A 25,503-nucleotide genomic window follows, 5' to 3' on the forward strand; every position below is an offset into this window, starting at 1 on the left:
ATGATGCATAAACCGACACAGCCCGAAGCACCGAGGCCCGTAGGGTGCGCCGTGCGCACCGACTGTTCGAAAACCACCACAGTACGGTGAAACCGACCACGGTGCGGGAGCCGCACCCGACAAAACGTGCCCCAAAACAATCAGGAGCTGCCTGCCCCATGATAACCAGAAAAACCTGTCCGAAATGCGAATTTGAGAACCCGGCGAGCGCCCAGGAATGCCTGCGGTGCGGGGTAATCTTTGCTAAAATCGCCTCGGCTTCGAATACGTCCCAAAAGCCCGTCAAAACCAACGGGGGACACCAGGCCTATGGGGAAGATACCCGTGTGACGTTTTACGAGCCGGAAGGGGCGTTTGAAGGGAAGGTCTATGCGGTGGTCAAAGGCGTATTGCTGCTCCTGCTCGCGGTATGGGGACTTAAACTGGCGACAATCCCCCTGGTGGACGGCGGGGCCGGAAATTCGTTTCTTCACAACGTGAACCTCCCGTTCCACGAGGCGGGGCACCTGCTCTTCAGGCCTTTCGGGCCGGTGATCCACTCCCTGGGCGGCACCCTGGGCCAGCTCCTCATGCCCCTGGTTTGCCTGCTCGTGCTGCTGGTCAAGCAGAGGGACCCCTTCGGCGCGTCGGTCTGCCTCTGGTGGATCGGGGAGAACTGCCTGGACATTGCCCCTTATGTGGACGATGCCCGTCGCCTTACCCTTCCGCTTTTGGGGGGAAACGTGGGCCACTCTTCGCCGTACGGGTTCCATGACTGGCAGTTTATCCTCACCGAAACAGGGCTACTGGACAAAGACCACCTCATCGCAGGTAGTTTTAAAACACTGGGGATCCTGCTGATGGTTGCAGCCATTGCCTGGGGCAGCCACAGCATATACAAAAAACACATTGAATAAAAACAACCAACATATCAAAACATTACAAAACATACCTGGAGTACTGCTTTGACACCCGGAATCAACCTTTTAAAAAAGAAGAAAATAAAACATACCGTCCACAGCTTCAAACACGACCCCAATGCCGGGGCTTACGGCGATGAGGTCGTGGAAAAACTGGGATTTCCGGCCGAGCGGGTCTTCAAGACCATCATTGTGGCCCTGGACGGGGTGGGGAAAAACCTCTGCGGCGCCATTGTCCCGGTTACCGGGCTCACGGACCTGAAGCACGTGGCCAAGGCGGCAGGGGCCAAAAAAGCGGCCATGGCCGACCCCAAAGAGGCGGAACGGGCCACGGGCTACATCACCGGCGGAATCAGCCCTGTGGGCCACAAAAAACGCATTCCCCTGCTCCTGGATGCCCAGGCCATGGATCACCCCACCATCATGGTCAGCGGGGGCAAACGGGGCCTTGAAATCGAACTCTCCCCCCAAGACCTCATTGCAGTCACCGGTGCCAAGGTGGCAAGCATCCACAAGTAACCGACACACGCCGATACACAAAGGCTCGTGATACCCTGCTTACGACGGGGGATCACGAGCCTTTGTGCGTAGATACTGTCAGTTGTCCCCCGGCAAACCACCGGGCACAAAGCCGCAAAAATTTGTCAGGCTTGATGTAAACGTGGAAAAGCCATGGATTCCAGAACGGAATCGTAGGACGTGACCTGCTGCCCCCAGTCATGGGACGCCATGTGACGGGCAAGGTCCCGGGCTGCGGACCGCTGATCGTTGTGCGTGCAGCGATCCAGAAGCTCGCACAGCTTTGCCGTGCAGTCCTTGCGGCTGGTGTAAAGATGGGCGCTGTGGAACTCTCTGGGAAGGACCTCAGGATAGGCCAGGCGCTTTGGCAAAAGGGGCAGGCACCCATAAGCCATGGCCTCCACCACGGAGATGCCGAAATTTTCCTGAACCGCAGAGCTCACAACGATGGATCCGCGCTTCAGCCAGGCCCGATACTCTTCGGCCGTTTTGCAGTACCCGAAGTGAACCACCCGATCCCCTAAAGTTTTCAGGGCTTCATGGAACGGTTCCTCGGCCTTGCCGCCTGCGGATTCCCCCAGCAGAGCCACCTCAAAGGGGATCCCCTTCCCCGCCATCGTCTCCAGCACCTGCCGCATGGCGGGAAAATTCTTGTCGTAACTCCACCGGTGGTTCCAGATGATGAGGGGCGGATCCGTGCGCTTCTCTTCCATGTCCGGCGCCTCAGCCGGAAGACTGCAGCCCGGATAGATCACCACGGATTTTTCGGCCACGATCTCTTCCAGGCCCCGGGGCACGGCATCCGGGAAACGGGATAGAAAGGGAGAAAGGCTGTTGATGAAGAGCTCCCGATGGTGGGCTGAATTGAACGCCACCCGGTCTGCCGCAAGGACGGTGTAGATCTCCTGCATCACCAGGTCTGCCTGGACCGTACTCCCCTTGGGCGGGGGGTAGGTGAGCTGGCTCTCGTGCATGTAGACCAGCGTCGGCGGGCAGGTACCCACCAGCCCTTTCAGCCGGGCAAGGTCCACCATGTTGCAGACGATGAGACCGTCCGCATCCTTTGCATCACGCAACACACCGGCGTAATGGAGGGCCGATGCCCTCATGCGCCACTTCCAGTTTCCACCGGGGAGGGTCAACAGGTCGATGTCGTGTCGGCTGTGGGCCTTGAGCCCTTCGGCTACGGCTTTGTGGGATCCGCTGAAATGGGGTTCCAAGAAGGAAAAACGAAGGGGCATGAAAAACTCACTCGTCGGAGGTCAGCTCACGGAGGCGATCTTCCATTTTCCCCTGGAAGGAGACCAGCTCCTCTTCCAGAAGCTTCAGGTCGTTGATGCGCTCCCGCACATCGGTGATCTTCTTCTGACCCATGGTCAGGGTCTTCCGGATCTGCTCCACTTCATCGATGTCAAAATCCGTGAGGCCGATGATCTCAGAGATCTCCTCAAGGGAGTACCCGAACCGCTTCCCGCGCAGGATAAGCTTGAGGCGGACATGGTCCCTGCGGCTGTAGATGCGTTGGTTTCCTTCGGTACGACGGGGTGAAATGAGGTTCTTTTCTTCGTAAAACCGGATGGAGCGGGTGCTGATGTCAAACTCGCGGGCCAAATCCGAGATGGTGTAGTATATTTCTTTGCCCTGGCGCTTCAATGCAAGGATCTCCTGGATGATTCATCGCCGTGCCTGCCCAGGGGTGAGCGGCAAGGCCTCTTTGTCGGCTCTCTTCTGTCACGATCTCGCGGCAAACCAGCGTCAACCTTGCGAGAACTCCGTCGTTACATATGCCTTGCAAAGCCTCTTGTCAAGGACTGCCTCTCACGCCCAGGGGGCCCGACGCCCTTCGATAAACCGAATTTTTCCGGGCAGCTGCTCCTTGCCCTTGACAGCCCTTGAACTTTCAGCCTATAAAGTTTACGTTAACGTAAAGATATGACTCTCCTACCCAAAACATGAACATTGTACCCAAACCGTAACATGCATCGCCCACATAACACAGACTGCGGAGGACCATGGAAAAAATTTTCTATCCCGAATCCATTGCCATCTGGGGACTGTCCAATCGAGAAAACAACATCCCCAGGCTCATGCTCGAAAACCTGATCCGCTGGGGCTATGAAGGCCGCCTGTTCGGCATTCACCCCAAAGGCGACGAGAAACACGTGGACGGGGTCAAGATGTACCGTCACATTAAGGATCTCCCACAACAGCCTGATCTGGCAGTTTTTCTTCTCCCCGCACGTCTTATCCCCGGTGCCCTGCGCGAGGCCGGTGAGTTCGGGGTCCGCCGCGCGGCCATCCTCTCCGGGGGGTTCAACGAATCCGGCCCCGAAGGGGAAAAACTGGCCGAAGAGCTCACGGCCGTGGCCGAAGCCTATGATATCCGATTCGTGGGTCCCAACGGCCTCACCGTGGCCAACACAGCCAACGGCCTCTGTCTCCCCTTTACCCCCACCTTCAAAACCCCCAGGGGCGGGATGAGCCTCGTCACCCAGAGCGGGGGCATGGGCCTCTTCCTCTGGCACCTCATGGCCGACGAAAACATCGGCCTGGCCAAGTTCGCCAGCATCGGCAACAAGCTCAACGTGACGGAAGTGGACTGCATCCGCTACTTCGGAAAAGACCCGGACACCAAGGTGATCTGCCTGTACCTGGAGAGCATCACCGACGGACGGAAACTCATGGAGGCCGCCTCCGAGGCCGGAAAACCGGTGATCGTCTACAAAGCCAACACCACCTCTGCGGGCAGCAAGGCGGCCATGAGCCACACCGCGGCCATCAGCAACAACGAAGAGATCATCGACGCCGCCTTTGAACGCGCCGGAATCCTCCGCATCGAAGAGTTCGATGACTTTATCGGCGCCGCCAAAATCTTCGAACTGCCCCCCATGCGCGGCAACCGCATCATGGTCATGAGTCCTGCCGGGGGGTTCACCGTGCTCATGGCAGACCTCTGCGAAAAAGCGGGCTTCGAGTTTGCCGATCCCGGAGAGGCCTTCTACGAAGAGATCGCCGAGTTCACCAACGCAGGGGTCATCTCCCTGTCCAATCCCCTGGACCTCGGCGACATCTACGACCCCGCCTCCACGGCCAGCGTCATCAATCTCGTCTTGCACAACGACAAGGTGGACGGCGCCGTCTACCTCACCCAGAATCCCCAGATGCCGAAAAACGACGACGTCTTCAACAAGATGTTCAAGACCGACATCTCCAAAGAGGTCACCGGCGCCATCCGCTCCTCGGGAAAACCCATGGCCTCCTGCCTCTACGGCCCCTCAAAGACCATCAACCGGGTCAAGCAAAACGTCAACGTGCCCATCTTCAACACCCCGGAGTCCATGATCCGCATCATGAAGCTCCAGCAGCGCTACCACGCAAAACGTACCGAGCCCGCCTTCACCACATCCCTGCCCCCGGATATCGACATGGACGCCGCAGCCTCCTGGGTGCGCTCCCACCCCGGGACCCACGGCGAGGAGGCCCTGGAGCTGCTCACCGCCTTCGGCATCCCTGTGGCAACAAACCAGACCTCGGCCACCGCAGATGACGCGGTGGCTGCCGCCGAGGCCATCGGCTACCCCGTGGTGATGAAGGTCATCAGCCCCGATGCCGTCCACAAGTCCGAGGCGGGCGGTGTCCTTGTGGGCCTGAAAGACGAAAACGACGTGCGAAACGGTTTCGACACCATCCGGGCCAACCTGGATGCCTACAAGAAAAACGCCCGCTTCGACGGCGTGCGTCTCATGGCCATGGCAGGCAATGGCCACGACATGTTCGTGGGCGGCAGCGTGGACGACTCCTTCGGGCCCGTGACCCTCTTCGGCTACGGGGGCATCTACATCGAAGTCTTCCAGGACGCCCAGACCGTGCTGTGCCCCTCGTCGCCCCATGAAATCGAGACCAAAATCAGCCGCCTGAAATCGGCAAAAATCCTTGCCGGAACCCGCGGCAAAGCCGCCGGGGATGTAAGCGGCTACATCGACCTCATCCACCGCGTCACCCATCTCATGGCCCAGTTCCCGGAGATCCAGGAGCTGGACCTCAACCCCGTGCGGGTTTTGGAAGACGGGTCCGGGGTGATTGCGCTGGATGCGAGGTGCAGGATAGAAAAAAGGTCACAGGGGGATAGGACATAGGTGATAGGGAGCGATTTTATGGTGCGGGGCCGTGCAGGGTGAGCCGCGAAGCCGATCGGGGTTTTGTAGGGTGCGCCGTGCGCACCGCACAGCGTATCGAAACCCGTCACCGGCTTCTTGTTGCAGAGACACGGGTAACTATTCAGCTCCCCAAAAAGCCTCCGGTGGTCCTGCCAAGGGCCAAACGCTTGCGCGATTTCATGGTTTGGGTTTGACAAACAGGTCTTGAGGCTACGTTTGATCCATTCGAAGGTTCTGGTTTGTTGACTTCATTCGACGTAACAAGCAGGCAACCGGAAAGTTTTTGCGGAGCTTTTGTCAAAAAACGACCCGCCGGAGGCGGCCGAATCGTTACAAACCCGTTATTCCATGGGAAAAATACAGGGCCGGTGGGACGCGTTAAGCAAGGCGGTGCGGGGGCCGCACCCTACAGTTCCCGTGGCAGGTTGGTAATGTGTAATCGCGCAGCCCCCAAAACCCCACAGACCTGAAATGATATCTAATCATTTCAGGTCTGTGGCGTTAAAACTTGGGGTCCAGGGGATCATCCCCTGGCCGCCGGAGGCGTTTTTTGGTTTTTCGTTTTTTACCTATTCATGAAGCACGATGCCCGTGGGCAGGGCTTCTCCGTAGATCACCTTTTCATCACCGGAGGAGAGGGTCACCACCTCGGTGAGGGGTTTTAGGACCTTTTTGCCGCCGCCCAGGGCCTGGACACGGGCGATGACCTGCTCGCGCTGAGCGTCGTCAAGGTCGCGCATGCGGTCGCCGGTTTTGCGGCCCATGATGACCAGGGCGTTGACCACGGCTTTGGGCTCTTTCCATGAGCCGGTGAGGAGCTTTTCGATCCAGGGCCAGGCGTCTTTGGGCGCCACCACGCGGTCCACGGAGCCGTACAGGGGCTCGCGCTGGCCGATGCGGGAGAGGGCCCAGACCATCTGGGACGGAGATTTCTTGGGTGAGAGGGCTTTTACCAGCTGGTTGCCCAGGCGCACCTTGTCCTTGGTGATGAGGCGCTCCATGTTGGCAAGGGCCATCCAGAGTTCCACCTGCTCCTGGGGGGTCATCTTCACGCCGTTGCCCCGGGCGGGAAAGACCAGGGGGGAGACCTCCTGGAAAAACTGGCGCTGCTGTCCGGGGTTAAGACCCGCTGCAAGACGTCGCCAGAGGATCCACCACTCACCGCGCACCTGGTTGTTTCGATCAAAAACAGGTCCGTTGCGAAAGAGCTTCCACACCCGCTTCATGCGCTGCTCATCCATGCCGTGTCCGGTACCGGGGCGCAAGCAGTAGCCGGTGAGGTTCAGCCACCGGGCTTCGAACTCTGCGGCGCGTTCCCGGACCTTTTTCTCGTCCAGAAGGGTATCGGAGAGGTCCCGGATAAAGGAGAGGGGCCAGGCGTTCTTCTGGGTATCCACGGCAGTGGAGATGGCCTTCACCACCCCGGTAAGCCCTGTTTTGTCCCCTTGAAAAACCTCTTTCACCACGCTGCGGGCAGCCTGGGTCAGGCCCTCGTCCAGGACCTCCCCTTCGGCCACGGCCATGGGATCGGCCTCCCGGCGAAGCTGGAAGTTCAGGCGCCAGTGGTGATCGCTGATCTGGGAGCGACACCCGATGACCAGGGTCCCTACCTCGGTGTACTGGGCTTTTAAATGAACGGGAATGGACTCTGCGTTGCCTTTTTTGCCGTACTTGATCACCGAGGCCATGGGGGGCAGCTCGGTGAGGGTGTCGTCAATTGTGATGACGTCCCCTGCCCGGTCGCCGGAGCGGAAACTGGAGCTGTAGACGGGAAATTCTGCCGGGCGGTTGGCGATGACCGTAAATTTTTTATCGGAGAGCTCGATGGTCTCGCCTTCGTCGAGGCCGCGCTCCACGATGCAGACCGCCTTGTGCTCATCCCCGTTGGTGGATCCCACGCCGAGATAATAGCTCCGGGGGCTGCCGCTTCCCACGCGCACGCCTTTGCCGATCTTGGCCAGGCCGTAATAGGAGGCGCCCAGGGCCACGGCAAGGTCCGGGTCGGGGTTGTCCATCTCCCGGGGAAAGGAGGCATCGGGCTCGTTGAACCAGTGGCGGACAGCGCCCTTGATCTTGCGCCGGATCACGGTGGGTTTTAGCGAGCCGCCGTTGAAAAGGATATGGTCCGGGGCGTGGTCCGTGCCCAGGAGGTCTGCCACGGCCTCTTTGTGATTTTCCAGAAACCACCCGATATGGCGGGTAATGGCCGGTTCCTGCTCGTAAGGAAGACCAAACTCGCTGATCCCCTTTCGGCGGGCCATCTTCCTGGCCTCTTCCTTGGTAACATCCGGAAAAAAACCGTCCAAAACGATCTCTTCCACCATCTCCCGGGTCAGGGTGGCCGACAGGGTGCCGCCGATGAGGCTGCTGCCGGAGCCTGTCATGATGATGCGCTCGGACTCCTCGCCCTCCCCCAGGATCTTCTCCTTTGCTTTGCGTGAAAGATGGCAAAGGGTTTTCCACTTATCCGAGGACAGATTTTTGGCATTACCCGCAAACAGGGATTCGGCCTTTCGGGCCAGGGCCAGGTCGATGTTGTCCCCGCCCAGGATCAGGTGATCCCCCACGGCGAGGCGCTCAAATCGAGGGGTGCCCTTGCTCTCCTTCAGGGTGATGAGGGTAAAGTCTGTGGTGCCGCCGCCTACGTCGCAGACGAGGATCAGCTCCCCGGGCTTGACGTGCTCTTCCCAGCTTTTTTCGTGGCGGATCAGCCAGCTGTAAAAGGCGGCCAGGGGCTCTTCCAGCAAAGTGACGTGCTTGAGGCCCGCAAGGGCCGCAGCTTCCACGGTGAGGTCCCGGGCCACCTCGTCAAAGGAGGCGGGCACCGTGATCACCACAAACTGGTTTTCAAGGAAGGCGCCCTCGTCGTCGCCCCCCATCTGTTTGTTCCACGCCTTGCGGAGGTGCTCCAGGTAGAAGGCCGTGGCCTCCACCGGGGAGACCTTGCCCACATCGTTTCCCGCCCCCCAGGGCAGGATCCTGGCCTTGCGGTCCGCCTTGTCGTGGCAGAGCCAGCTCTTGGCCGAGACCACCAGGCGCGAGGGGACCTTGCTGCCGTGCTCCCGGGCAAAAAGACCGGCAAACCGTTTTTCCATGGGGTTCCACGGCTGAATCACCGACTCATCGGGAATGTCGTAGGTTCCTGGGATATAAAGAAAGGAGGGCAGCACCGACATGGGCGACACCTCCCCTTCCCGGGTGAGCTGGGGCACGCGAAACAGTTGAATGTTCTTGCGCCCCTTGGCCGTCTCCGGCTGCTCCAGGTCCACGTAGGACATGGCAGAGTTGGTGGTCCCTAAGTCAATCCCGATGATGTATCTCAGTGTTTCAGTGTCCCGCATCATCCCTCTCGCGTACGTTGAATTCGAGTTTCCATCGATTGTCGCCCTCTGTGGCGACGCACCAGAACTCCAGGGTGCCGATCTCCGTTACCCGGATCTCGAACTGAACGGGAATGGCGGTGCCCCACTCCCCTTCCAGGGTGGTCTCAATGGAGGTAAGGTCTTCCATCTCCCCGTCGGACCAGGACTCCACGACATCGCCGGGGCCGTCGTCCCTTCTGGACGACGAAGCCATGATGTCAAAGGCCACGGGCTCGCCCACATAAAGAACAAACTCTTCGGAGTCCACCCGCTCTTCCGTGCCCTCTTCCATGCCCATGGGGGCCACGCAAAGGGCCTTCATGGGGGCGGGCATCCCGGGAATGGCCGGCATGGCCGCTTCCACGGAGACGTAGTACGAACGGGAGAGGCCGCCGCGGATGCGGATGCCCCTGCCCAGACGGGCCAGGCCGTAGTAGGCCGCGCCCCGGGCAACGGAGAGATCGTAATCCCCTGCTTCCACTTCACGCACCGGGGTGTCGTCTCCCACCTCTTCACGAAAATAGTCCACCACGCTCAGGATGCGCTCCCGAACCGAGGCGGATTTCATGATACCGCCGTTAAAGAGCACGGCATCGGGAATGCGGGCATTCTGCCAGCCGTCGCCGCCCTGGCGCGCCAGGAACCATGCCATGTGACGGGAGATGGAGGGGTCCTGCTCATAGACAAGACCCATCTCGCGCAGGCCGCTTCGGCGCCTCTGCACCGGACGATCGCCCACGGAGCACAGAGGCAAAAAGCCCTCCAGGATCACCTGGTCCACCTCTTTTTCGTCCATCTCGCTTTTGAGGGTCCCGCCGATAAGGCCGGAACCGCGTCCCAGGATGGTCACGGGCTCGGGGCCGTTGGTGCCCCCGGCCAGAATCTTCTCCTTGACGCTGCGGATGGAGTGGCCCAGGCCACGCATCTGCCAGTCGTCAAGCTTCTGGCCTTTGGCGTCCATCTTGGATTTCACGTACCAGGCCAGGGCAAGATCCATGTTGTCCCCGCCCACAAGGAGATGATCGCCCACGGCGATGCGCTCCAGGGCAAGCTCCCCGTCTTCTTCGGAGATGCCGATGAGACTGAAATCCGAGGTGCCCCCGCCGATATCGCAAACCAGAAGAGTCTCGCCCTTTTTCACCTTGCTTCGCCAGTCGTCCCCCATGGACTCGATCCAGGCGTACAGGGCGGCCTGGGGTTCTTCCAGCAGGGTCACATGGGCAAGGCCGGCAAGGGCAGCGGCCTGGACCGTGAGCTCCCGGGCCACGGCGTCAAAGGAGGCGGGTACCGTCAGGTAAATTTCCTGATTCTCCAGGCGAAGTGAGGCATCATCGGCAGCCATCTCGTGGTTCCAGGCGTCGCGCATGTGGCGCAGGATGGCGGCGGAAGCCGTCACCGCAGACATCTTGGAGACCTCCTGGGGACCTTTCCACGGCAGGTTGTCGGCCTTGCGGTCCACCATGGTGTTGCAGAGCCAGCTCTTGGCCGAGGAGATAAGGCGCTGGGGCAGCTCGCCCCCCCTTTTCCGTGCAAACTCACCCACCACGGCGTCGGGCTCGGCATCCCACGGCAGGGCCGTGGCACCGCGTCCCACGTCGTGGGCCTCGGGCAGAAAGATAAAGGAAGGAAGCATATCGCGCTTCTCCACCACACCGGCATCCACGAGCTGTGGGATGCGGAACAGACGGATATCCGACGCTTCGGCCGCCCCGTCTTCGGGTCGTTCGGTGTAGGCCACCACGCTGTTGGTGGTGCCCAGGTCGATACCGACAATGTATGAACTCATCATGCTCTCCATCAGCCCAGCTCCACCTCAGCAGGAGCCAGCACATCGGGGTTGGACTCTTCAGAGAGGGTGGGGACTTCGGTCTTGGTGGCTTTCCAGCCTTTGTGGCGAACCGTGCCGGTGAAGGGAGGCTCGCCCGCAACATTGCCCGTGAGGCGGATCTCCTCGGGGTTAAACCCGGCCTCTACAGTGATGCTCTCCCCTTCGGGGGTGTCCACCACCGGGCCGCAGGAGACGTATTTGTCCAGGGTCTTCACGCAGTTTTCATGGATACCCCGCACGGCCGCTCCGATCTGGTCGTCGCTGTAAAGGGAGAGGTCTTCATTGAAAAAGTCAATGAGGCGACCCTCTTTCTGGAGGGCGGAAACAAGGTGGAGAAAGGTTCGACGGGTATTTCGCTTCTCAACCTCAGGGTCGATGGCGGGCCCTTCATCCTTGGGGGCCGCTTCAACTTCGGGAACCCCGGCGTTGACGTAAAGCCCACGGATAATCATCCAGAGGAGGAGTGCAAACACAAGGCCCGCCCCCACGGAAACGGGAACCACCACCCGGGAAAAATTTTCGAACACAAAGGAGAAAGCCTTGGCCGCTTCAGGATCGGCGGCGGTGTGGACGGCCTTCATGGCCGCCACGCTGGCACCAAAGTAGATGGCCACGTCCACGGCAAAGACAACAAGGGCCATCACCAGAAAAATCCATAAAAAAGCCCGCTTGGAAAAGGTTTTCGCGGAATCCATAGTCTCTCCTTTTAATCAGTATCCACAATACACATGAGAAAATTATGACCACCAAGGTGCCCCTCCGGTCACCTGTTTCAGTCGTTTAAAAGCCGCAGCTCGAACGCAAGATAGTGCAGAATCCCGCGTCAATCAAGGCACGACGCTTGGATTTATTCATTATAAAAGGATGGGTGTCAAGAGGGAAACCGCAGCCAGCCCCCTTGTGCTCCTTCGATTCAGGGCACATGGGCCCCTTCGGCCATCAGATGACCCGGTTCCTCAAGGTCCCGATCCCCTCGGCAACAAGCTCCACTGTGTCCCCGGAGGAGAGGAACCGCCCCATCTCCAGGCCACACCCCCTGCCCTGACGTCCCGAGCAGGTGCCGGAGCCGATAAACTCACCGGGATACAGGGTCTCATCCCGGGAGACGGCCTGGATGATCTCTTCAAAGCTCCAGTGCATGTCCGCGGTGGACCCCCTGGACCACTCCCGGCCGTTGACGCGGGCAGCAAGGGTGATATTCGAGGGATCGGGTATTTCGTCCCGGGTCACCAGCACCGGTCCCATGGCGTTGCCGCCGTTGAAATCCTTCCCCTTGGCAGGGCCCAGACGCCCTTTCATCTCCTGCATCTGCTCGTCCCGGGCGGAAAAATCATTGAACAAGGTGTAGCCAAAAATGTGCTCCCCTGCCCGGGCAGCCGGGATATTGGCACCGGCCTTGCCGATGACAATCCCGAGTTCCAGCTCGTAGTCAAACCTGCGGCAATAGGACGGAATGGGCACCTCTGCGTCGTGCCCCACCACGGAGAACCGATTGCTTTTGTAGTACACGGGCCGCTCGTACCAGGCCCTGTTGATGAACCGGGCAAGGGTGTAGCGCCGGCCCCATTTTTTTTCGATGGCTTCGTCGATCCCGGCCAGCTTTTTCAGGCCCTGGACCCGGATGCAGTTGATAATATGGTCTTCAAAGGCCATGGCGTCCCGCACGGACTCGGGCACCGGCAGGGGAGCCAGGAGTTTGGCGGCTCCCAGGGGGGTACACAAATCCGTTATCCCCTCTTCACTGATTCGAACCATCACCTGACGGGCTGCGTCAAGACCGCCCTCGCCGCTCCGTATCAGGGAAAGCATGCTCTCAAAAGGGGCTTCAGACATGCCGAAGAGGGTTGCCGCGGCCTTCAGGTCCACGATGTCATCGTCTCCGGTCAATGCCCCAAGGGCTGCTTCATCACCGTTTTTCAACCACGTCACCAGCTTCATGCTCGGCTCCTTGTCAGACGGGTTTTATCTGCAGTCTCCTATCAACAATCCATAACCATTGAACATACACCAATTCCTCACCGGTCAAAAGCTCAAAAAAGCCGGTCCAAGACAGGGGCTGAAACACCCACTGGCGAAGGCCCTTGTCAGTCGCGACCTTGACAAACCGATACTGCCCCGATAGAAAAAATGAGACATTCGTTCAGCACCATAAACCGTCGCCCAGCAAAAGAGCGACGACGTGATGCATTCAGCGTTTACCACCCGGCAGCCTCGTTCTTCGAAATGCTGCCCGGTAAATGCCAACCCCCAACCACAGGCATCCCATGACACGTGTCGCCCTCATCGCCCCGCCCTACCCCCTTGATGAATGCCCCTCGCCCCCCCTGGGGCTCTGCTACGCAGCCGCCGCCTTTGAGTCCGCCGGGGCTGACGTACACCTGCTCGATTACATCGTTCGGGAATACACCCCGGAAAAGCTGAGAGACGAACTGACAGCTATTTCGCCCGATATCATCGGCACCTCGTGTGTCACCATGAATTTCAAAGGGGCGGCAGCCATCCTCACGGAGGCCAGGGCCACCTGCCCGGATGCCGTGATCCTCATGGGAGGACCCCACGCGTCCTTTGATATTGACAACACCCTGGCCACATACCCTGCCATCGACGGCATCGTGGTGGGCGAGGCCGAAGAGACACTCCATGAGTTCGCGAAGCTCTTTCACAAAAGGGAGTCATGGAAAACCATTGCCGGGCTGGCGTTTCGCCATGGTTCGACAATCGTTCGCACCCCGAAGCGGGAGTTCCTCCAAGACCTGGACGCCCTTCCCCTGCCCGCACGCCACCTCCTGCCCCTGGCCCGCTACAAAGCCCTGGGATTTCCCGTGAGCATCATCACCGGGCGGGGCTGTCCCAACCGGTGCATCTTCTGCCTGGGTCGGAAAATGGTGGGATTCCACGTGCGCCAGAGATCCCCTGAGCGTGTGGCCGATGAGATCGAGTCGCTCCTTTCCATGGGCTTTACCACCATCAACATCGCAGACGACCTGTTCACGGCCAGCAGAAAACGGGTTTTCGCCTTTTGCCGGGAGATAAAAAAAAGGGGGCTTCGCTTTAACTGGAGCGTTTTCGCACGGGTCAACACCGTGGACGAAGAGCTGCTCCGCACCATGATGGAGACGGGGTGCACCTCGGTGAGCTTCGGCATCGAATCCGGCAACACCGACATGCTCAAACGGGTAAGAAAAGGCATCACCATCACCCAGGCCGAAGAGGCCGCAGCCCTCTGCCGCAAGGTGGGGATCCGGGCCCACGCCTCTTTCATCGCCGGACTACCCGGCGAAACCAGAGAGACCCTTAAAGAGAGCGCGGCCTTGAAAGACCGCCTCAAAATCGAGTACGGATTCCACCACCTGGCCCCCTTCCCGGGCACCACGGTGCGGGAGCATATGGCCGACTACGACCTCACCCTCCACACCGATGACTGGGACCTCTACGATGCAGACCAGGCCATTGTCTCCACCTCCCACCTCACCTCCGCCGAGCTTGACGCCTTTGTCCAAGAAGACGCAGAACCCATCCACAGGGCCTGGGAGGCAGCCAAAGCCCGGTGCCAAAACGGAACCGCAAGCAAAGACGATGAGATGATGGTGCTGGGCAACCGGCGCATGCACCTTATTTTCAAACTGCTTCGCCGTGATCTTCTGGATACGCTCAGCCCCCTTCCCGAGGGGCTTAAAAAGGCATTGCACTCTGCCGCCGAAACCCTTGCAGGCCTCACCGGTGAGACCCCTGACTTCGCGGAATTCACCCTGAAGGATCTCCTTGAAAGGGGGTGGGTTACGTTCCATGCGGATCATGGCACCGGGCAGTTCGGTTGGGCGAATGAAACACCGTGTCCTGAAATCGGCCACCGGAAAAAGGCGGGGTAAATGTCTGTAAAAGGGCCTTCAGATTTTCAACTTAAAAAACTGGGTCCATGCCACTTTTCTGACAAGTGCAGCCCGTGCCAAAACAGCAGTCGAGTGGACTGCAGAACCCCATGAACGGGGAATTACAAGCCTCGGGTTTACCAAGGCACCCTGGGCTGCGTCACATACCCTGTAAACGCCATTGCCGGCCAACAGTCCATCAACGAATTATCATCATAAAATATTTGACACAACAGTATCATTCGGTTATATCTGAAATGTATTCATAATGATTTCAACACCATTCATCTCACCTCGCAACACAGCTCGACGTCTCCCACACCTTCCAGTCCACGCTTTTTATAATACCGCAAAACCGTATGTCTCAACCTACCGACACAGAGTTTCACGATAACCTTTCATAAGGTAATGACAGTCTGTGCTCAACAAGCCCAGACGTAAATCCCCCATCACTTATTATCAATATGGAGGTGGTTCAGTACATAAATGCAACAAAACAACTTTTACTCTGTACCAAACAAGTATAGCACACTCATACAACGAGTAAGGAGGCATTATGGAAACAAGGAATATTGGAATCCAAATCACCATGACTGGCCCGACGGACTCTCAAAAAAACTATACGGTTTCCCTGCAAGAAGGCGCCACCTTTACGATCCGCAACGATGAGCCATACTCTGGGGGAGCCTGGGGCGGCGAAGTCGGGACCATAACGATGACATCCAGGGGAGCCCCCCTTAATAGTTTCAATGGAATAAGAATCAGCCCCTCCGAAATTTTCTACAATGCCGCCCTGCCCAAAGGGTCAGATGAATCTAAGATTGGCCTGAATATCGGAGTTGATGTAGACAAGAGCAAAAACTTTCTCATTTTAAAAGTTTCTGGTGGCCAAGAGAACACGGAACTGGCCGTCTACTCGAATTATGGTTCCGGACAGACTCACATTACAGGATATATCGTCCTCCCCCTCACTCAAAACGTCGATGCCCACTCCGTAACTCGTGAAGACATTTTGCAGGCATCAAGATAAGCCGTATCAGAAAGTGAGCATACCAGATCAGCGCATCAACAAGGCTCAGGCACAAAAAATGTACAAAAAAATGCCGTTGCGCTTTAACCTGAAAGAGGGGTTAGGCGCAGCGGCAAACATCTTTGAAGGTGTCTCACCATGCCGCCTGAGGTATCTTTCTTGTATGTTTTACTGTTGTCCGGCCTCCAACCCCAATATCGTCACACCTTAAAACGGATATTCAGGATATCCCCGTCCTCTACGATGTACTCTTTTCCGTTGAGGTTCATCTTCCCCGCTTTTTTCAAGGCGGCTTCGTCACCGTATGCCATCAGCTCGTCGTACGTCATCACCTCTGCCCGGATAAACCCGCGCTGAAGGTCCGAATGGATCACCCCGGCGGCCACCGGGGCCGGGGAGTTTTTCCGCACCAGCCACTGGCGCACCTCGTCTTTGCCCACGGTAAAAAAGGAGATCAGACCAAGGGCCTCCAGGCAGAGCCGGGTCAGGGTCTCCAAGGCCATGTCGCCGATGCCGAGGTCGTCCATGAACTCCCGTTTCTCCTCCTCGGTATCCAGCATGGCGATCTCAGACTCCACCTTGGCCGAGACCTGCATGGCCTTCATCTGCCCATCGTTACACCGGGCCGTGACCTCCTCCGGCATGGGGGCCTTGCCGATATCGTCTTCGCCGATGTTCAGGGCCAGCACCATCTCCTTGCGCGTGATAAGCGGGTAGCTGCGGGTCAGGGCCTCGTCATCGGTGTCCATGGCCATCATCCGCAAAGGGCGCTCCCCCTCCAGGTGCGTCAGCATGCGATGCATCAGGCCCAGCTCCCGCTGCTGGGTCTCATCCTTGATCTTCTTCAGGGATTTTTCCAGGCGTTCCACCCGCTTTTCCACAAAAATCTGGTCGTGGAGCAAAAGCTCGGCATTGACCATATCCATGTCCCTGACAGGGTCCACGGACCCGTCCACGTGGTAGACGGACTCGTCGTCAAAGGCCCTCACCACATGACAGATGGCATCCACATCGGCGATGTCCCGAAAAATGTCTCCCCTTGCGATGGTCTCGCGTTCCATCTTCGGCAGGAGCATCAGGTCGATGCGTGCCCTGGCCTCTTTAGCCGGGTCGTACATGGAGACCAGGGCATCGAAGCGTGCATCCAGGATATCGGCGGACCCGGGCACGGCCTTGCTTAGCGGTACCCCCTCTCGCCTCTGGTTGCCCGTCAATGTCTCAAAAAGGGTCATCTTGCCGCTCTGGGGCAGGCCGACTATACCGATTTTCATCATTGCCTCCTTTCAGATCGTCACCGCAACACGTCTCCGGAACCTCAGCTGCCCAGCCGAAGTCTTCAAAAAGAGCCCTCTCCTGATCCCCCAGCCCGCAGCTTAACGAAAGAAGCCGACCGTCCACAGGATGGGGAAAGGTTAAGGAAACAGAAAAAAGAAGGAGCCTCCGGCAGGCCAGGTTTTCGCGAAAGAGGCGGTTGTGCCGCCCGTCCCCGTAAACCGTATCGCCGACAATGGGGTGAGAGAGGTGGTGAAAGTGCTGCCGGATCTGGTGGTATCTCCCGGTTTCAAGGGCCACCTTTACCAGGCTGTACCGGGCCGTCTCGTAGCGCCCCACAGGAATGGGGAGTTCCACCGTGGCCAGGCGCCGGTAACGGCTCACCGCAGGTTTCGGGTTTCCCCGGCTGTTTTTCACCGGATGGTCCACGATACCCTGTTCCTCGGCATAGCCCCGCACAACGGCAAGGTACTCCTTTTGCACGCGGTGATACCGGAACCCCTCGTTAAGAATGGCGGCCAGCTCCGGGCTGAAGGCCATGAGCAGCAGGCCCGAGGTGGGACGATCCAAACGGTGGACGGGCCACACCATCTTCCCGGTAAGGCGCCTGAGCTCCCGCATGACCGTGGGAGATCGCCTGTCCAGCTTACTTCGGTGCACCAGCATGCCGCAGGGCTTGTTCACCGCCACCACCGCATCGTCCATGTACACAATGTCTGACTCGCTCATCAACGGATCGTCATCCACGGGTGCCCCTTTCGCATAGTGCCCCGACCGGGAGAATGCCATTGTCCCGGCTTCCATGTAGAAACCTGTCTGATCGTTCATGGACGAGTCATACCCAAGCCCGCCTGCGGGGTCAACGCCCCATAAATAAAAACGGCGCGCAGCTTAAAGAAAAAGCCGCACGCCGCACGATGTTCCAACCGGACAAAAAAAACCTGTGGAAGGGCCGTTAACCAAACGGCCCCCTTCTACTCTTCCACCTCAACCGCCGGCTCTTCTTTTAACAACTCCTTTGGAAATGCCTTCTCATCCGTGGATGCCACCACCGGTTTTCCGGCTTTGTAGACGCCCCGTCGGATGACCTGAACGTAGCCGAACTTATCCCGGCTGTAGATAAACACCATGTTGCGGACTTTTTTCTCGTTAAAACCGGTCCCGTCAATGAGTTCTTTCAGGGTAAACTCCTTGTCCGGGTTACTCTGGAGCAGCTCCATCATTTTAAGATAATCTGCTCTGTACGTCCGCTTGGTCGGCTTGTTTTTCTCTTTCGAGGCCGCCGACGCCCCCTTTCGCCGCCCACCTCCAGGCAGTTTTCTTTCCACCCGGGCAAGCTGGCGACTCAGGATCCTCATCTGGTCTTCAAGCCTGTCTACTTGTCTTTGAAGTTTATTGTAATGAACTCTCGGAACAAAATCACCGCGCATGGTTTCAATCACATGCGAAAAAGCGCTTTCAAGATCGTATCCTGCTGCCATTGACGAATCTCCAAACCTTTCCCGTTAATAGTTTAACAACCCACAGGCAAAGATGATAATTAGAAATCCTAACATGGTCAAGTATTTTATTGCCTAATTCATTTCTCAATAAACATTGAATACCCTTCAACCTGCATGTTTAACCCATTCATTTATAAAGGATGAAACACATGTCACAATACCTAACGCCATACCACAAGCTTCACATCATTTTTTCTCCCAGGCGTTCAGCAAAGTATTAAACCATTTCGAGACAGACGTGAAAATCCGTTGATTTATCACCTCACAGGTTTCACGAGACGCAGGTCATCTCATTCCGAAAAAAGGATAAATCCTTAAAAATTACTTCATATTGAATAGCTGTTTCGCGAATTTCATCGCAGATCGTTACCCGAAGGCCGGCTGAAGCGAACAAAACGGCCCCGCCCGACGCCATCTACTCACCGGCCCCTTGACACCAGCCGCAAAAAAACCCCTTCCGATGACACCGAAGAGGTTTTATAAATCATTGCTTCACACCGCTGAAAAAACACAAGGCTACATCCTCATGCTGATATCCACGGAACGGGCCTGGTGGGTCAGCGCGCCCGATGAGACGACATCCACACCGGATTCGGCGTAGGCGCGAAGGTTCTCTTCGGTGATGTTGCCGGAAACTTCTGTCATGGCCCGTCCGTCCACAAGGGCCACCGCTTTTTTCACGTCTTCCATGGCCATGTTGTCCAGCATGATCACATCTGCTCCGGCCATCAGGGCCTCCTGCAGCTCGTCAAAATTGGACACCTCCACCTCCACCTTGACCAGGTGGGAAATGGACCGCCGCACCTTTTCCACGGCAGGCCGGATCCCCCCGGACACAGCGATATGGTTGTCCTTGATCATGACCCCGTCGTAGAGTGCCATGCGGTGATTAAAGGCACCGCCCACGCGGACCGCTTCCTTTTCAAGCACCCGCCAGCCCGGGGTGGTCTTTCGGGTATCCACCAGTCGGACGGGAAGCCCCTCGACCATCTCGGCGTATCGGCTCACATGGGTGGCGATGCCGGAGAGGCGCTGCAGAAAATTGAGTGCTGTGCGCTCGCCTTTCAGAAGAGCCCTTAATGTCCCCTCCACCTTCAGGATCACATCGCCCTTGTCAACCCAGCTTCCGTCACCGGCCACCACCTCAACCCGGCAGCGGGGGTCAAGCTCGGTAAAACAGGCCGCTGCCGTGGCGGTTCCGGCCACCAGCAGCCGCTCTTTGGCCACCAGGACCCCCTGGCCCGTCTCATGCTCCGGGATCAGAAAATCCGTGGTGATATCTCCGGTGCCGATATCCTCGGCAAGGGCCAGTCGAATCAATTGCTCTGTCATCATGGTCATGTTGCTGTCCCTGGTATTATGGCTTTGCGTCGGGCTGCGCATCAAAGGCACACCCCAAGATATAAGGAAGGCGGATGGATCGAAAAAAGCGGGCCCGGGACGGCATGCGCCCCGGACCCTGTTAGGTCTTGTATGCCTTAGTTGCTCTGAACTTCCTTGAGCTTGGCAAGGGTGAACTCCAGCTTGCTCAGCTTGTCCTTGGCTTCGTCATGCTGGGTCTGGAACTTGGCAACCACATCTGCGGGAGCCTTGGAGATAAAGCCCTGGTTGTTCAGCTTGCCTTCGAGACCGGCCACGGCCTTCTCGCTTTTGGCGATGCTCTTTTCCAGACGCTCGATCTCCCGGTCGAAATCCACGACCCCTTCCAGGAACACATAGACGGCCGCGCCTTCCACAATGGCCGTGCCCACACCCTTGGGACGCTCGCCGGTGAGCTTCACTTCACAGGCCGCCAGGCGGGACAGGGTCATGATGGTGCTCTTCTCGCGATTCACCAGTGCCGCCATCTCTTCGGTCTCGGCCTGGACTTCCACGGTGAGCTCCAGAGAGGGAGCGATGTTCATCTCGGAACGGATGTTTCGGAGACCGGAGATCACAGCGATGACGGATTCCATCTCCTTTTCCGCCACGGCATCGGCCCCGTGGGCGGCAAATTCGTCGCATACGGGCCAGGAGGCCTTCATGATGGACCCTTCGGTTCCGGGAAGCTTGCTGTAGATCTCCTCGGAGACAAAGGGAATGATGGGGTGCAGGAGAATCAGGGTGTCATGGAGAACCCGATAGAGCACGGAGCGGGTGGACTCCATGGCCGCATCCCCCATCTTCCCGTAAAGGGCGGGCTTGGATGCCTCCAGGTACCAGTCGCAGAAGCTGTGCCACACAAAGCTGTAGAGGGCGGCAGCCGCTTCGTTGAACTTGTAGGTATCGATGGCCTCTTCCACCTTGGCCGTGGTCTCGGCGAGTCGTGCGAGGATCCAGCGATCGGCAAGGCTGATGTTGGCGTAGTCGATCTCGGTATGGGGCTGCTCCAGATGCATGAAGGAGAAGCGCGCCGCGTTCCAGATCTTGTTGATAAAGTGGCGGTAGCCTTCCACCCGCGCCAGGGACATCTTCACGTCGCGCCCCTGGGCCGCAAAGGCGGTGAGGGTAAAACGGAAGGCATCGGTGCCGTACTCATCGCTGACGGTGAGGGGATCGATGACGTTGCCCTTGGACTTGCTCATCTTCTTGCCCTCTTCATCGCGGACCAGGGCGTGGATGTAGACATCCTTAAAGGGCACCTCGTCCATGAAATGGAGGCCCATCATCATCATGCGCGCCACCCAGAAAAAGAGAATGTCGAAACCGGTCACCAGGGTCGCCGTGGGGTAGAAGGTCTTGAGAAGATCGGTGTTCTCCGGCCACCCCATGGTGGAGAAGGGCCAGAGGGCTGAGCTGAACCAGGTGTCCAGGACGTCGGAATCCTGAGTCAGTTTGCTGCTTCCGCAACCGGGGCAGACCGTGGGGTCGGTCTCTTCCACGATGTCCATGCCGCACTCGTCGCAGGTCCAGACCGGGATGCGATGACCCCACCAGATCTGGCGGGAGATGCACCAGTCGCGGATGTTGTACATCCACTCGTAGTAAGTCTTGGTCCAGTGCTCCGGGATGATGCGGGTTCGCCCGTCTTCCACGGCGGCAATGGCTTTCTCCGCCAGGGGCTTGACCTTGACAAACCACTGCTGGGACAGGTTGGGCTCGATGACGGTCTTGCAGCGGTAGCAGTGTCCCACGCTGTGGGGATGATCCTCGATCTTGACGAGGTATCCCTGCTCCTCCAGAGCCTTGACAGCAGCCTCCCGGCACGCTTCACGGGTGAGGCCTTCAAAGGCACCGGCGCCGTCATTCATGACGCCCTCGTCGGTCATCACCTTGAGAAATTCAAGGTCGTGCTTTTTGCCCAGCTCAAAGTCGTTGGGGTCGTGGGCGGGGGTGACCTTAAGGGCACCGGTGCCGAACTCCAGATCAACGTACTCATCACGGATGATGGGAATCTCGCGGTCCGTGAGGGGAAGCTTCACGTGGGTGGCGGTGATCCCCTTGTAGCGATCGTCCTCGGGGTTCACGGCCACGGCGGTGTCGCCGAACATCGTCTCGGGACGGGTGGTGGCAACGACAAAGTGACCGGAGCCGTCGGCAAAGGGGTACTTGATATGATAGAGCTTACCCGGCTTATCTTCGTGCTCCACCTCAAGGTCCGCCAGGGCGGTGTTGCAGCGGGGGCACCAGTTGATAATGTAGTTGCCGCGGTAGATGAGCCCTTTTTTGTAAAGGTCCACAAACACCTTGCGGACGGCCTCGGAGAGCCCATCGTCCATGGTAAAGCGCTGACGGTCCCAGTCGCAGGATGCACCCATGCGCTTGAGCTGCTTGAAGATGGCGTTGCCGGACTCTTCTTTCCACTTCCAGACTTCGTCGATGAACGCCTCCCGGCCCACATCCTGACGGGTCTTGCCCTCGGCGGCCAGCTTCTTTTCCACGACGTTCTGGGTGGCGATGCCTGCGTGGTCGGTACCGGGCATCCAGAGGACGTTGTCCCCTTTGAGGCGCCGATAGCGGCAGAGAAGATCCTGCAGGGTGTTGTTCAACGCATGGCCCATGTGGAGCACACCGGTGACGTTGGGGGGAGGGATCACGATGGAATAAGGCTTTTTGTCGCTTGTCTCCTCCGCTGAAAAGAGCCCCTGCTCGATCCAGGACGCATAGCAGCGTTTCTCTACTTCATGGGGCTCATACCCCTTTGCCAGCAATTCTCCACTCATATTCAAACCTCATATGTTGATGGGCGCGCACCCTTCATGTCTGCTCAAGACGAGCAAGGGCACCCTGCCTGTATGTTCAAGGGTGCAGGCACCGGGGCATCCTGCCCCAAGGTGTCGGAACCACGCACTATTTCCTTCGACGGTTTCAGCAGCCGGGCCACGCCTGCGAAACCACCCAAAAAGAAAAACTGGAAATTATTAAATAATCTCCAGTCTTCTTGCAACCATTTATTAACGACCCAGGGAAATCAGGAAAAATTTTCCCGGATCATCTTTTTCATTTTCTCAATATCTTCAGAGAGGTTTTTGCCGATGGCATCGACAATCAGCTCTTCGATCCGCTCTTTGAACATGGTCCGGATCACACGCTCCACCACCCGTTCAAGCTGCTCCTCGGGGATATCGGCCAATCCGGCCATGGAAACCGAAGCCTGCTCATCTCCGCGATCCACGGTTGGGTCGTCGTTGATCCCGGCCAGGTCAAAGGTCCCCTCAGGAAAACCCGGAGGGCGCCTCTCGGGCTTTTCAGACTCCTGGGCTCGACGCCCCTGTTCATCCACCAGATCCGAAAGATCCAGCACCCCGCCGCCCTCCCGGTCACCGGTTGCAGCGGCAGGCTCCTCATCCAGGGGCATGCCGAGGTCCAGAAGGGGGTCCTCGTCGTCGGCCAGCATCACGGTTTCATCGGGGAGATCGTCCAGCAACCCGTCCCCGGCCGGGGCCTCTTCAGCTGCCGACGGCTCCTCATCCAGGGGTATGCCGAGATCCAGAAGGGGCTCGTCGTCATTGAGCACCACGGTCTCATCGGAAAGTGCGTCCAGCAACCCCTCTTCCGAGGCAGCACCGTCGGCGACCGCATCCTCCCCGTCCAGGGGCATTCCCAGGTCCAGAAGGGGCTCGTCATCGACGGGTAAAACCACGGTCTTTTCGACAAAGGGGTCATCATCCACCGGCAGAACAACGGTGTCCTCGGAAAGCTCGCCCAAGAGCCCTTCCCCTGCCATGGAGTCCATCCCACCGTCCCCATCCTCGCTGTCGGCAAGAAGCAGGTCGATATCCACAAAGCCATCGTCATCGCCCTTTGCCACGTCCAGGGTGGTATCGGCCTCCAGCACGTCACTTCGCTGCGACGTATCCAGATCGTCCAGGCTGAAGGAGAGATCCAGGCTCTCGCCTCCGAATTCGGTGACCTCTTCCCCCTGGGAAGCAGGGTCCTCTTCAAGGAGGGACGAAATTTCCGTCAGATCGATGACCTCGTCACCACGCTCCGGGGCGACCTCTTCCGTAACCCCATCCACAAGGCTCGCCATATCCGTTAAGTCTATGACGTCTTCTTCGGACTCAGGTGACGCCTTTACCTGAACGTCTTCGGTGAGGCCTGCCATTTCCGTCAAATCAAGGGTCTCTTCACCAAGGTCAGGGGGCTGCTCCTCCGGGGTTTCTTCCACAAGAGCCGCCATCTCCGTTAAATCGATGGTCTCATCGCCAAGGTCAGGGACCTGACCGTCCCGGGGCTCTTCCACCAGGCCTGCCATCTCCGTCAGATCGATGGTCTCTTCGCCAAGATCAGGAGCCTGCCCTTCCAGGGGCTCCTCCACCAGGCCCGCCATCTCCGTCAGATCGATGGTCTCTTCGCCAAGGTCAGGGAGCTGTCCTTCAAGAGGCTCTTCCACAAGCCCTGCCATCTCCGTCAGATCAATGGTCTCATCGCCGAGGTCAGGGACCTCTTCGCCGGAGCCAGAGGAAGCGTCCTCCTGGGGTGTGCCATTGTCATCCAGCCTGAACTCCTCGGTGAGTTCGAGTATATCGTCCTCGTCCTCCGAGTCCGGCCCCATGGCGTCAACAGATCCATCGTCACCACTCATTCCACGGTCATCTTCCGTCGGAACGTCCCCGTTCACGGCAGCCAGCTCCGTCAGTTCAATGGGCTCGTCATCGTCTTCCAACCAATGGTCGTCCAATGCATCCGGAGGTGTTTTATCCATGGGGACTTTACTAGTGGGATCGGTCATAATCGGCATCTCCTGGAGGTGAGTAGGCAATGACGTGTTTAATGCAACACCATGATTTTATTAAAAAATAGCTTATCTTAATCACGGTATCATACCGAAAAAACAGTGTCAAGCGCCTTATCCGCTCACAAAATCCGTTCCAAGGAATTTCCTCTTGCACTGCCACCATGCTGCCGGGACAGCCCCGGAGCCCTTCGGCCTATTGACCCCATAGTCAAGTATGATAAAATCAATTTTAACCATAACATAGGCCATCACCCCGCATCGGGCCCCTTCCCCGCAGACCATCCTCACCGCCCCGCCCGCCAACCCACTAATCTGGAGACACCATGAAAGAGTCCGCCAACCCCCACTTAAAGGTTCAGGAGCTCTGCGATTGCTATGCGGAGACCGACCCCCTGAAAGAGATGTCCACCCTCAGCCGGGAACCGGCAACCGAAGAGACCGCCCTGAAATGGATCGCCCTGGCCGTTCTCCACGGCGTCAACAGCAACGCGGAAAAAATCAGCCTGACGCAGCAGGCTTCAGGGACGGTGGAGGTCAAAGCCACTTACAGGACCACCCCCCTGCCCACCCCGGGACAAGAGACCGGCACGCGCATCCTTGATATGGTACGGGCCATTACCCACATTGAAGAAGACAAGGGAAAAACCGCCCTGGCCCTTGGGTTTCGCGGAAACAGCATGGAGTTGAAAATCAAAGTCAAAAAAGAAAAAAAGCAGGAACAACTCACCCTGAACTTTCCCGGCGAGGGCTGACCCCCACAAAAAAATGGGTGCACTCGACTCGTGAAATATCCGGGTTGGGGCACCCTGATGCGTCATGGGAAACCCACCGGGTCAACACAATCGCAAAACGCCCACGGCAACACCGTGGGCGCTCCGTTTGGTGCCCCCCTTCCAAAGATTAGC

At 58.2% G+C, this 25,503-nt stretch carries 18 protein-coding genes; 6 read left to right on the forward strand and 12 right to left on the reverse strand.

The window, feature by feature from the left end; all coding sequences use genetic code 11:
• Window positions 1–158 precede the first annotated feature (158 nt).
• Entirely contained in the window at window positions 159–896 is a 738-nt protein-coding gene (locus tag MSL71_RS14225; protein ID WP_180141465.1) for a zinc finger Ran-binding domain-containing protein, read from the forward strand.
• Window positions 897–944: 48 nt separating this feature from the next.
• Entirely contained in the window at window positions 945–1,418 is a 474-nt protein-coding gene (ybaK, locus tag MSL71_RS14230; protein WP_180141468.1) for a Cys-tRNA(Pro) deacylase, read from the forward strand.
• Between the two features lie 125 nt (window positions 1,419–1,543).
• Here the strand turns inward: ybaK and MSL71_RS14235 are convergent, their stop codons facing one another.
• Entirely contained in the window at window positions 1,544–2,659 is a 1,116-nt protein-coding gene (locus MSL71_RS14235) for a tRNA-queuosine alpha-mannosyltransferase domain-containing protein (protein WP_180141470.1), read from the reverse strand.
• Window positions 2,660–2,666: 7 nt separating this feature from the next.
• Complete coding sequence (locus MSL71_RS14240) at window positions 2,667–3,071, reverse strand: MerR family transcriptional regulator (protein ID WP_281374509.1); 405 nt, start codon at window positions 3,069–3,071, stop codon at window positions 2,667–2,669.
• A 359-nt stretch (window positions 3,072–3,430) separates the two neighbouring features.
• Between MSL71_RS14240 and MSL71_RS14245 the strand changes: the two genes are divergently transcribed.
• Window positions 3,431–5,554: an acetate--CoA ligase family protein gene (locus MSL71_RS14245; RefSeq protein ID WP_180141472.1), complete on the forward strand. Its 2,124-nt coding sequence runs from the start codon at window positions 3,431–3,433 to the stop codon at window positions 5,552–5,554.
• A gap of 590 nt (window positions 5,555–6,144) precedes the next feature.
• Here the strand turns inward: MSL71_RS14245 and MSL71_RS14250 are convergent.
• From MSL71_RS14250 to MSL71_RS14265, 4 genes are all read right to left on the reverse strand, one after another.
• Window positions 6,145–8,919: an Hsp70 family protein gene (locus MSL71_RS14250; protein WP_180141474.1), complete on the reverse strand. Its 2,775-nt coding sequence runs from the start codon at window positions 8,917–8,919 to the stop codon at window positions 6,145–6,147.
• Window positions 8,903–10,726, reverse strand: coding sequence for an Hsp70 family protein (locus MSL71_RS14255; protein ID WP_343052691.1), 1,824 nt, complete (start codon window positions 10,724–10,726; stop codon window positions 8,903–8,905). Before MSL71_RS14255 ends, MSL71_RS14250 begins: the two co-directional genes overlap by 17 nt.
• Before the next feature lie 8 nt (window positions 10,727–10,734).
• Window positions 10,735–11,460, reverse strand: coding sequence for a DUF2760 domain-containing protein (locus MSL71_RS14260; protein WP_180141476.1), 726 nt, complete (start codon window positions 11,458–11,460; stop codon window positions 10,735–10,737).
• Window positions 11,461–11,704: 244 nt separating this feature from the next.
• The gene (locus tag MSL71_RS14265) at window positions 11,705–12,703 is read right to left on the reverse strand and encodes a fumarylacetoacetate hydrolase family protein (RefSeq protein WP_180141478.1); all 999 of its coding nucleotides are present in this window, start codon (window positions 12,701–12,703) and stop codon (window positions 11,705–11,707) included.
• A 326-nt stretch (window positions 12,704–13,029) separates the two neighbouring features.
• Between MSL71_RS14265 and MSL71_RS14270 the strand changes: the two genes are divergently transcribed.
• Window positions 13,030–14,634 carry a B12-binding domain-containing radical SAM protein gene (locus MSL71_RS14270; protein WP_180141480.1) on the forward strand — a complete coding sequence of 535 codons (1,605 nt, stop codon included), beginning with the start codon at window positions 13,030–13,032 and terminating at the stop codon, window positions 14,632–14,634.
• A 556-nt stretch (window positions 14,635–15,190) separates the two neighbouring features.
• Complete coding sequence (locus tag MSL71_RS14275; RefSeq protein WP_180141482.1) at window positions 15,191–15,664, forward strand: hypothetical protein; 474 nt, start codon at window positions 15,191–15,193, stop codon at window positions 15,662–15,664.
• Window positions 15,665–15,864: 200 nt separating this feature from the next.
• On the opposite strand, the gene MSL71_RS14280 is transcribed toward MSL71_RS14275, so the two are convergent.
• The 6 genes from MSL71_RS14280 to MSL71_RS14305 form a co-directional block, all read right to left on the reverse strand.
• Entirely contained in the window at window positions 15,865–16,935 is a 1,071-nt protein-coding gene (locus MSL71_RS14280) for a DUF933 domain-containing protein (RefSeq protein WP_180141484.1), read from the reverse strand.
• Window positions 16,883–17,764, reverse strand: a complete 882-nt coding sequence (locus MSL71_RS14285) for a pseudouridine synthase (RefSeq protein ID WP_180141486.1) — start codon at window positions 17,762–17,764, stop codon at window positions 16,883–16,885. Before MSL71_RS14285 ends, MSL71_RS14280 begins: the two co-directional genes overlap by 53 nt.
• A gap of 146 nt (window positions 17,765–17,910) precedes the next feature.
• Window positions 17,911–18,417 (reverse strand): hypothetical protein, encoded by a 507-nt coding sequence (locus MSL71_RS14290; protein ID WP_180141488.1) that lies wholly within the window; start codon window positions 18,415–18,417, stop codon window positions 17,911–17,913.
• Window positions 18,418–18,954: 537 nt separating this feature from the next.
• Window positions 18,955–19,779, reverse strand: a complete 825-nt coding sequence (gene nadC / locus MSL71_RS14295) for a carboxylating nicotinate-nucleotide diphosphorylase (protein ID WP_180141490.1) — start codon at window positions 19,777–19,779, stop codon at window positions 18,955–18,957.
• Between the two features lie 137 nt (window positions 19,780–19,916).
• The gene (locus MSL71_RS14300; protein ID WP_180141492.1) at window positions 19,917–22,580 is read right to left on the reverse strand and encodes a valine--tRNA ligase; all 2,664 of its coding nucleotides are present in this window, start codon (window positions 22,578–22,580) and stop codon (window positions 19,917–19,919) included.
• Window positions 22,581–22,828: 248 nt separating this feature from the next.
• Window positions 22,829–24,592, reverse strand: a complete 1,764-nt coding sequence (locus tag MSL71_RS14305) for a hypothetical protein (RefSeq protein ID WP_180141495.1) — start codon at window positions 24,590–24,592, stop codon at window positions 22,829–22,831.
• Window positions 24,593–24,921: 329 nt separating this feature from the next.
• Here MSL71_RS14305 and MSL71_RS14310 point away from each other — a divergent pair, with 329 nt between their 5' ends.
• The gene (locus MSL71_RS14310; RefSeq protein ID WP_180141497.1) at window positions 24,922–25,350 is read left to right on the forward strand and encodes a hypothetical protein; all 429 of its coding nucleotides are present in this window, start codon (window positions 24,922–24,924) and stop codon (window positions 25,348–25,350) included.
• The last annotated feature ends 153 nt before the right edge of the window (window positions 25,351–25,503 follow it).

This window comes from Desulfoluna butyratoxydans, assembly GCF_900699765.1.
In the GTDB taxonomy this organism is placed as follows: Bacteria; Desulfobacterota; Desulfobacteria; order Desulfobacterales; family Desulfolunaceae; genus Desulfoluna; species Desulfoluna butyratoxydans.

Excerpts from the sequence above, each read along its gene's own strand:
- MSL71_RS14225 (WP_180141465.1), top strand. The coding sequence starts at position 159 with ATGATAACCAGAAAAACCTGTCCGAAATGCGAATTTGAGAACCCGGCG.
- MSL71_RS14235 (WP_180141470.1), bottom strand. The coding sequence starts at position 2,659 with ATGCCCCTTCGTTTTTCCTTCTTGGAACCCCATTTCAGCGGATCCCAC.
- MSL71_RS14245 (WP_180141472.1), top strand. The coding sequence starts at position 3,431 with ATGGAAAAAATTTTCTATCCCGAATCCATTGCCATCTGGGGACTGTCC.
- MSL71_RS14250 (WP_180141474.1), bottom strand. The coding sequence starts at position 8,919 with ATGATGCGGGACACTGAAACACTGAGATACATCATCGGGATTGACTTA.
- MSL71_RS14255 (WP_343052691.1), bottom strand. The coding sequence starts at position 10,726 with ATGATGAGTTCATACATTGTCGGTATCGACCTGGGCACCACCAACAGC.
- MSL71_RS14260 (WP_180141476.1), bottom strand. The coding sequence starts at position 11,460 with ATGGATTCCGCGAAAACCTTTTCCAAGCGGGCTTTTTTATGGATTTTT.
- MSL71_RS14265 (WP_180141478.1), bottom strand. The coding sequence starts at position 12,703 with ATGAAGCTGGTGACGTGGTTGAAAAACGGTGATGAAGCAGCCCTTGGG.
- MSL71_RS14270 (WP_180141480.1), top strand. The coding sequence starts at position 13,030 with ATGACACGTGTCGCCCTCATCGCCCCGCCCTACCCCCTTGATGAATGC.
- MSL71_RS14275 (WP_180141482.1), top strand. The coding sequence starts at position 15,191 with ATGGAAACAAGGAATATTGGAATCCAAATCACCATGACTGGCCCGACG.
- MSL71_RS14280 (WP_180141484.1), bottom strand. The coding sequence starts at position 16,935 with ATGAAAATCGGTATAGTCGGCCTGCCCCAGAGCGGCAAGATGACCCTT.
- MSL71_RS14285 (WP_180141486.1), bottom strand. The coding sequence starts at position 17,764 with ATGAACGATCAGACAGGTTTCTACATGGAAGCCGGGACAATGGCATTC.
- MSL71_RS14290 (WP_180141488.1), bottom strand. The coding sequence starts at position 18,417 with ATGGCAGCAGGATACGATCTTGAAAGCGCTTTTTCGCATGTGATTGAA.
- nadC (WP_180141490.1), bottom strand. The coding sequence starts at position 19,779 with ATGACCATGATGACAGAGCAATTGATTCGACTGGCCCTTGCCGAGGAT.
- MSL71_RS14300 (WP_180141492.1), bottom strand. The coding sequence starts at position 22,580 with ATGAGTGGAGAATTGCTGGCAAAGGGGTATGAGCCCCATGAAGTAGAG.
- MSL71_RS14305 (WP_180141495.1), bottom strand. The coding sequence starts at position 24,592 with ATGACCGATCCCACTAGTAAAGTCCCCATGGATAAAACACCTCCGGAT.
- MSL71_RS14310 (WP_180141497.1), top strand. The coding sequence starts at position 24,922 with ATGAAAGAGTCCGCCAACCCCCACTTAAAGGTTCAGGAGCTCTGCGAT.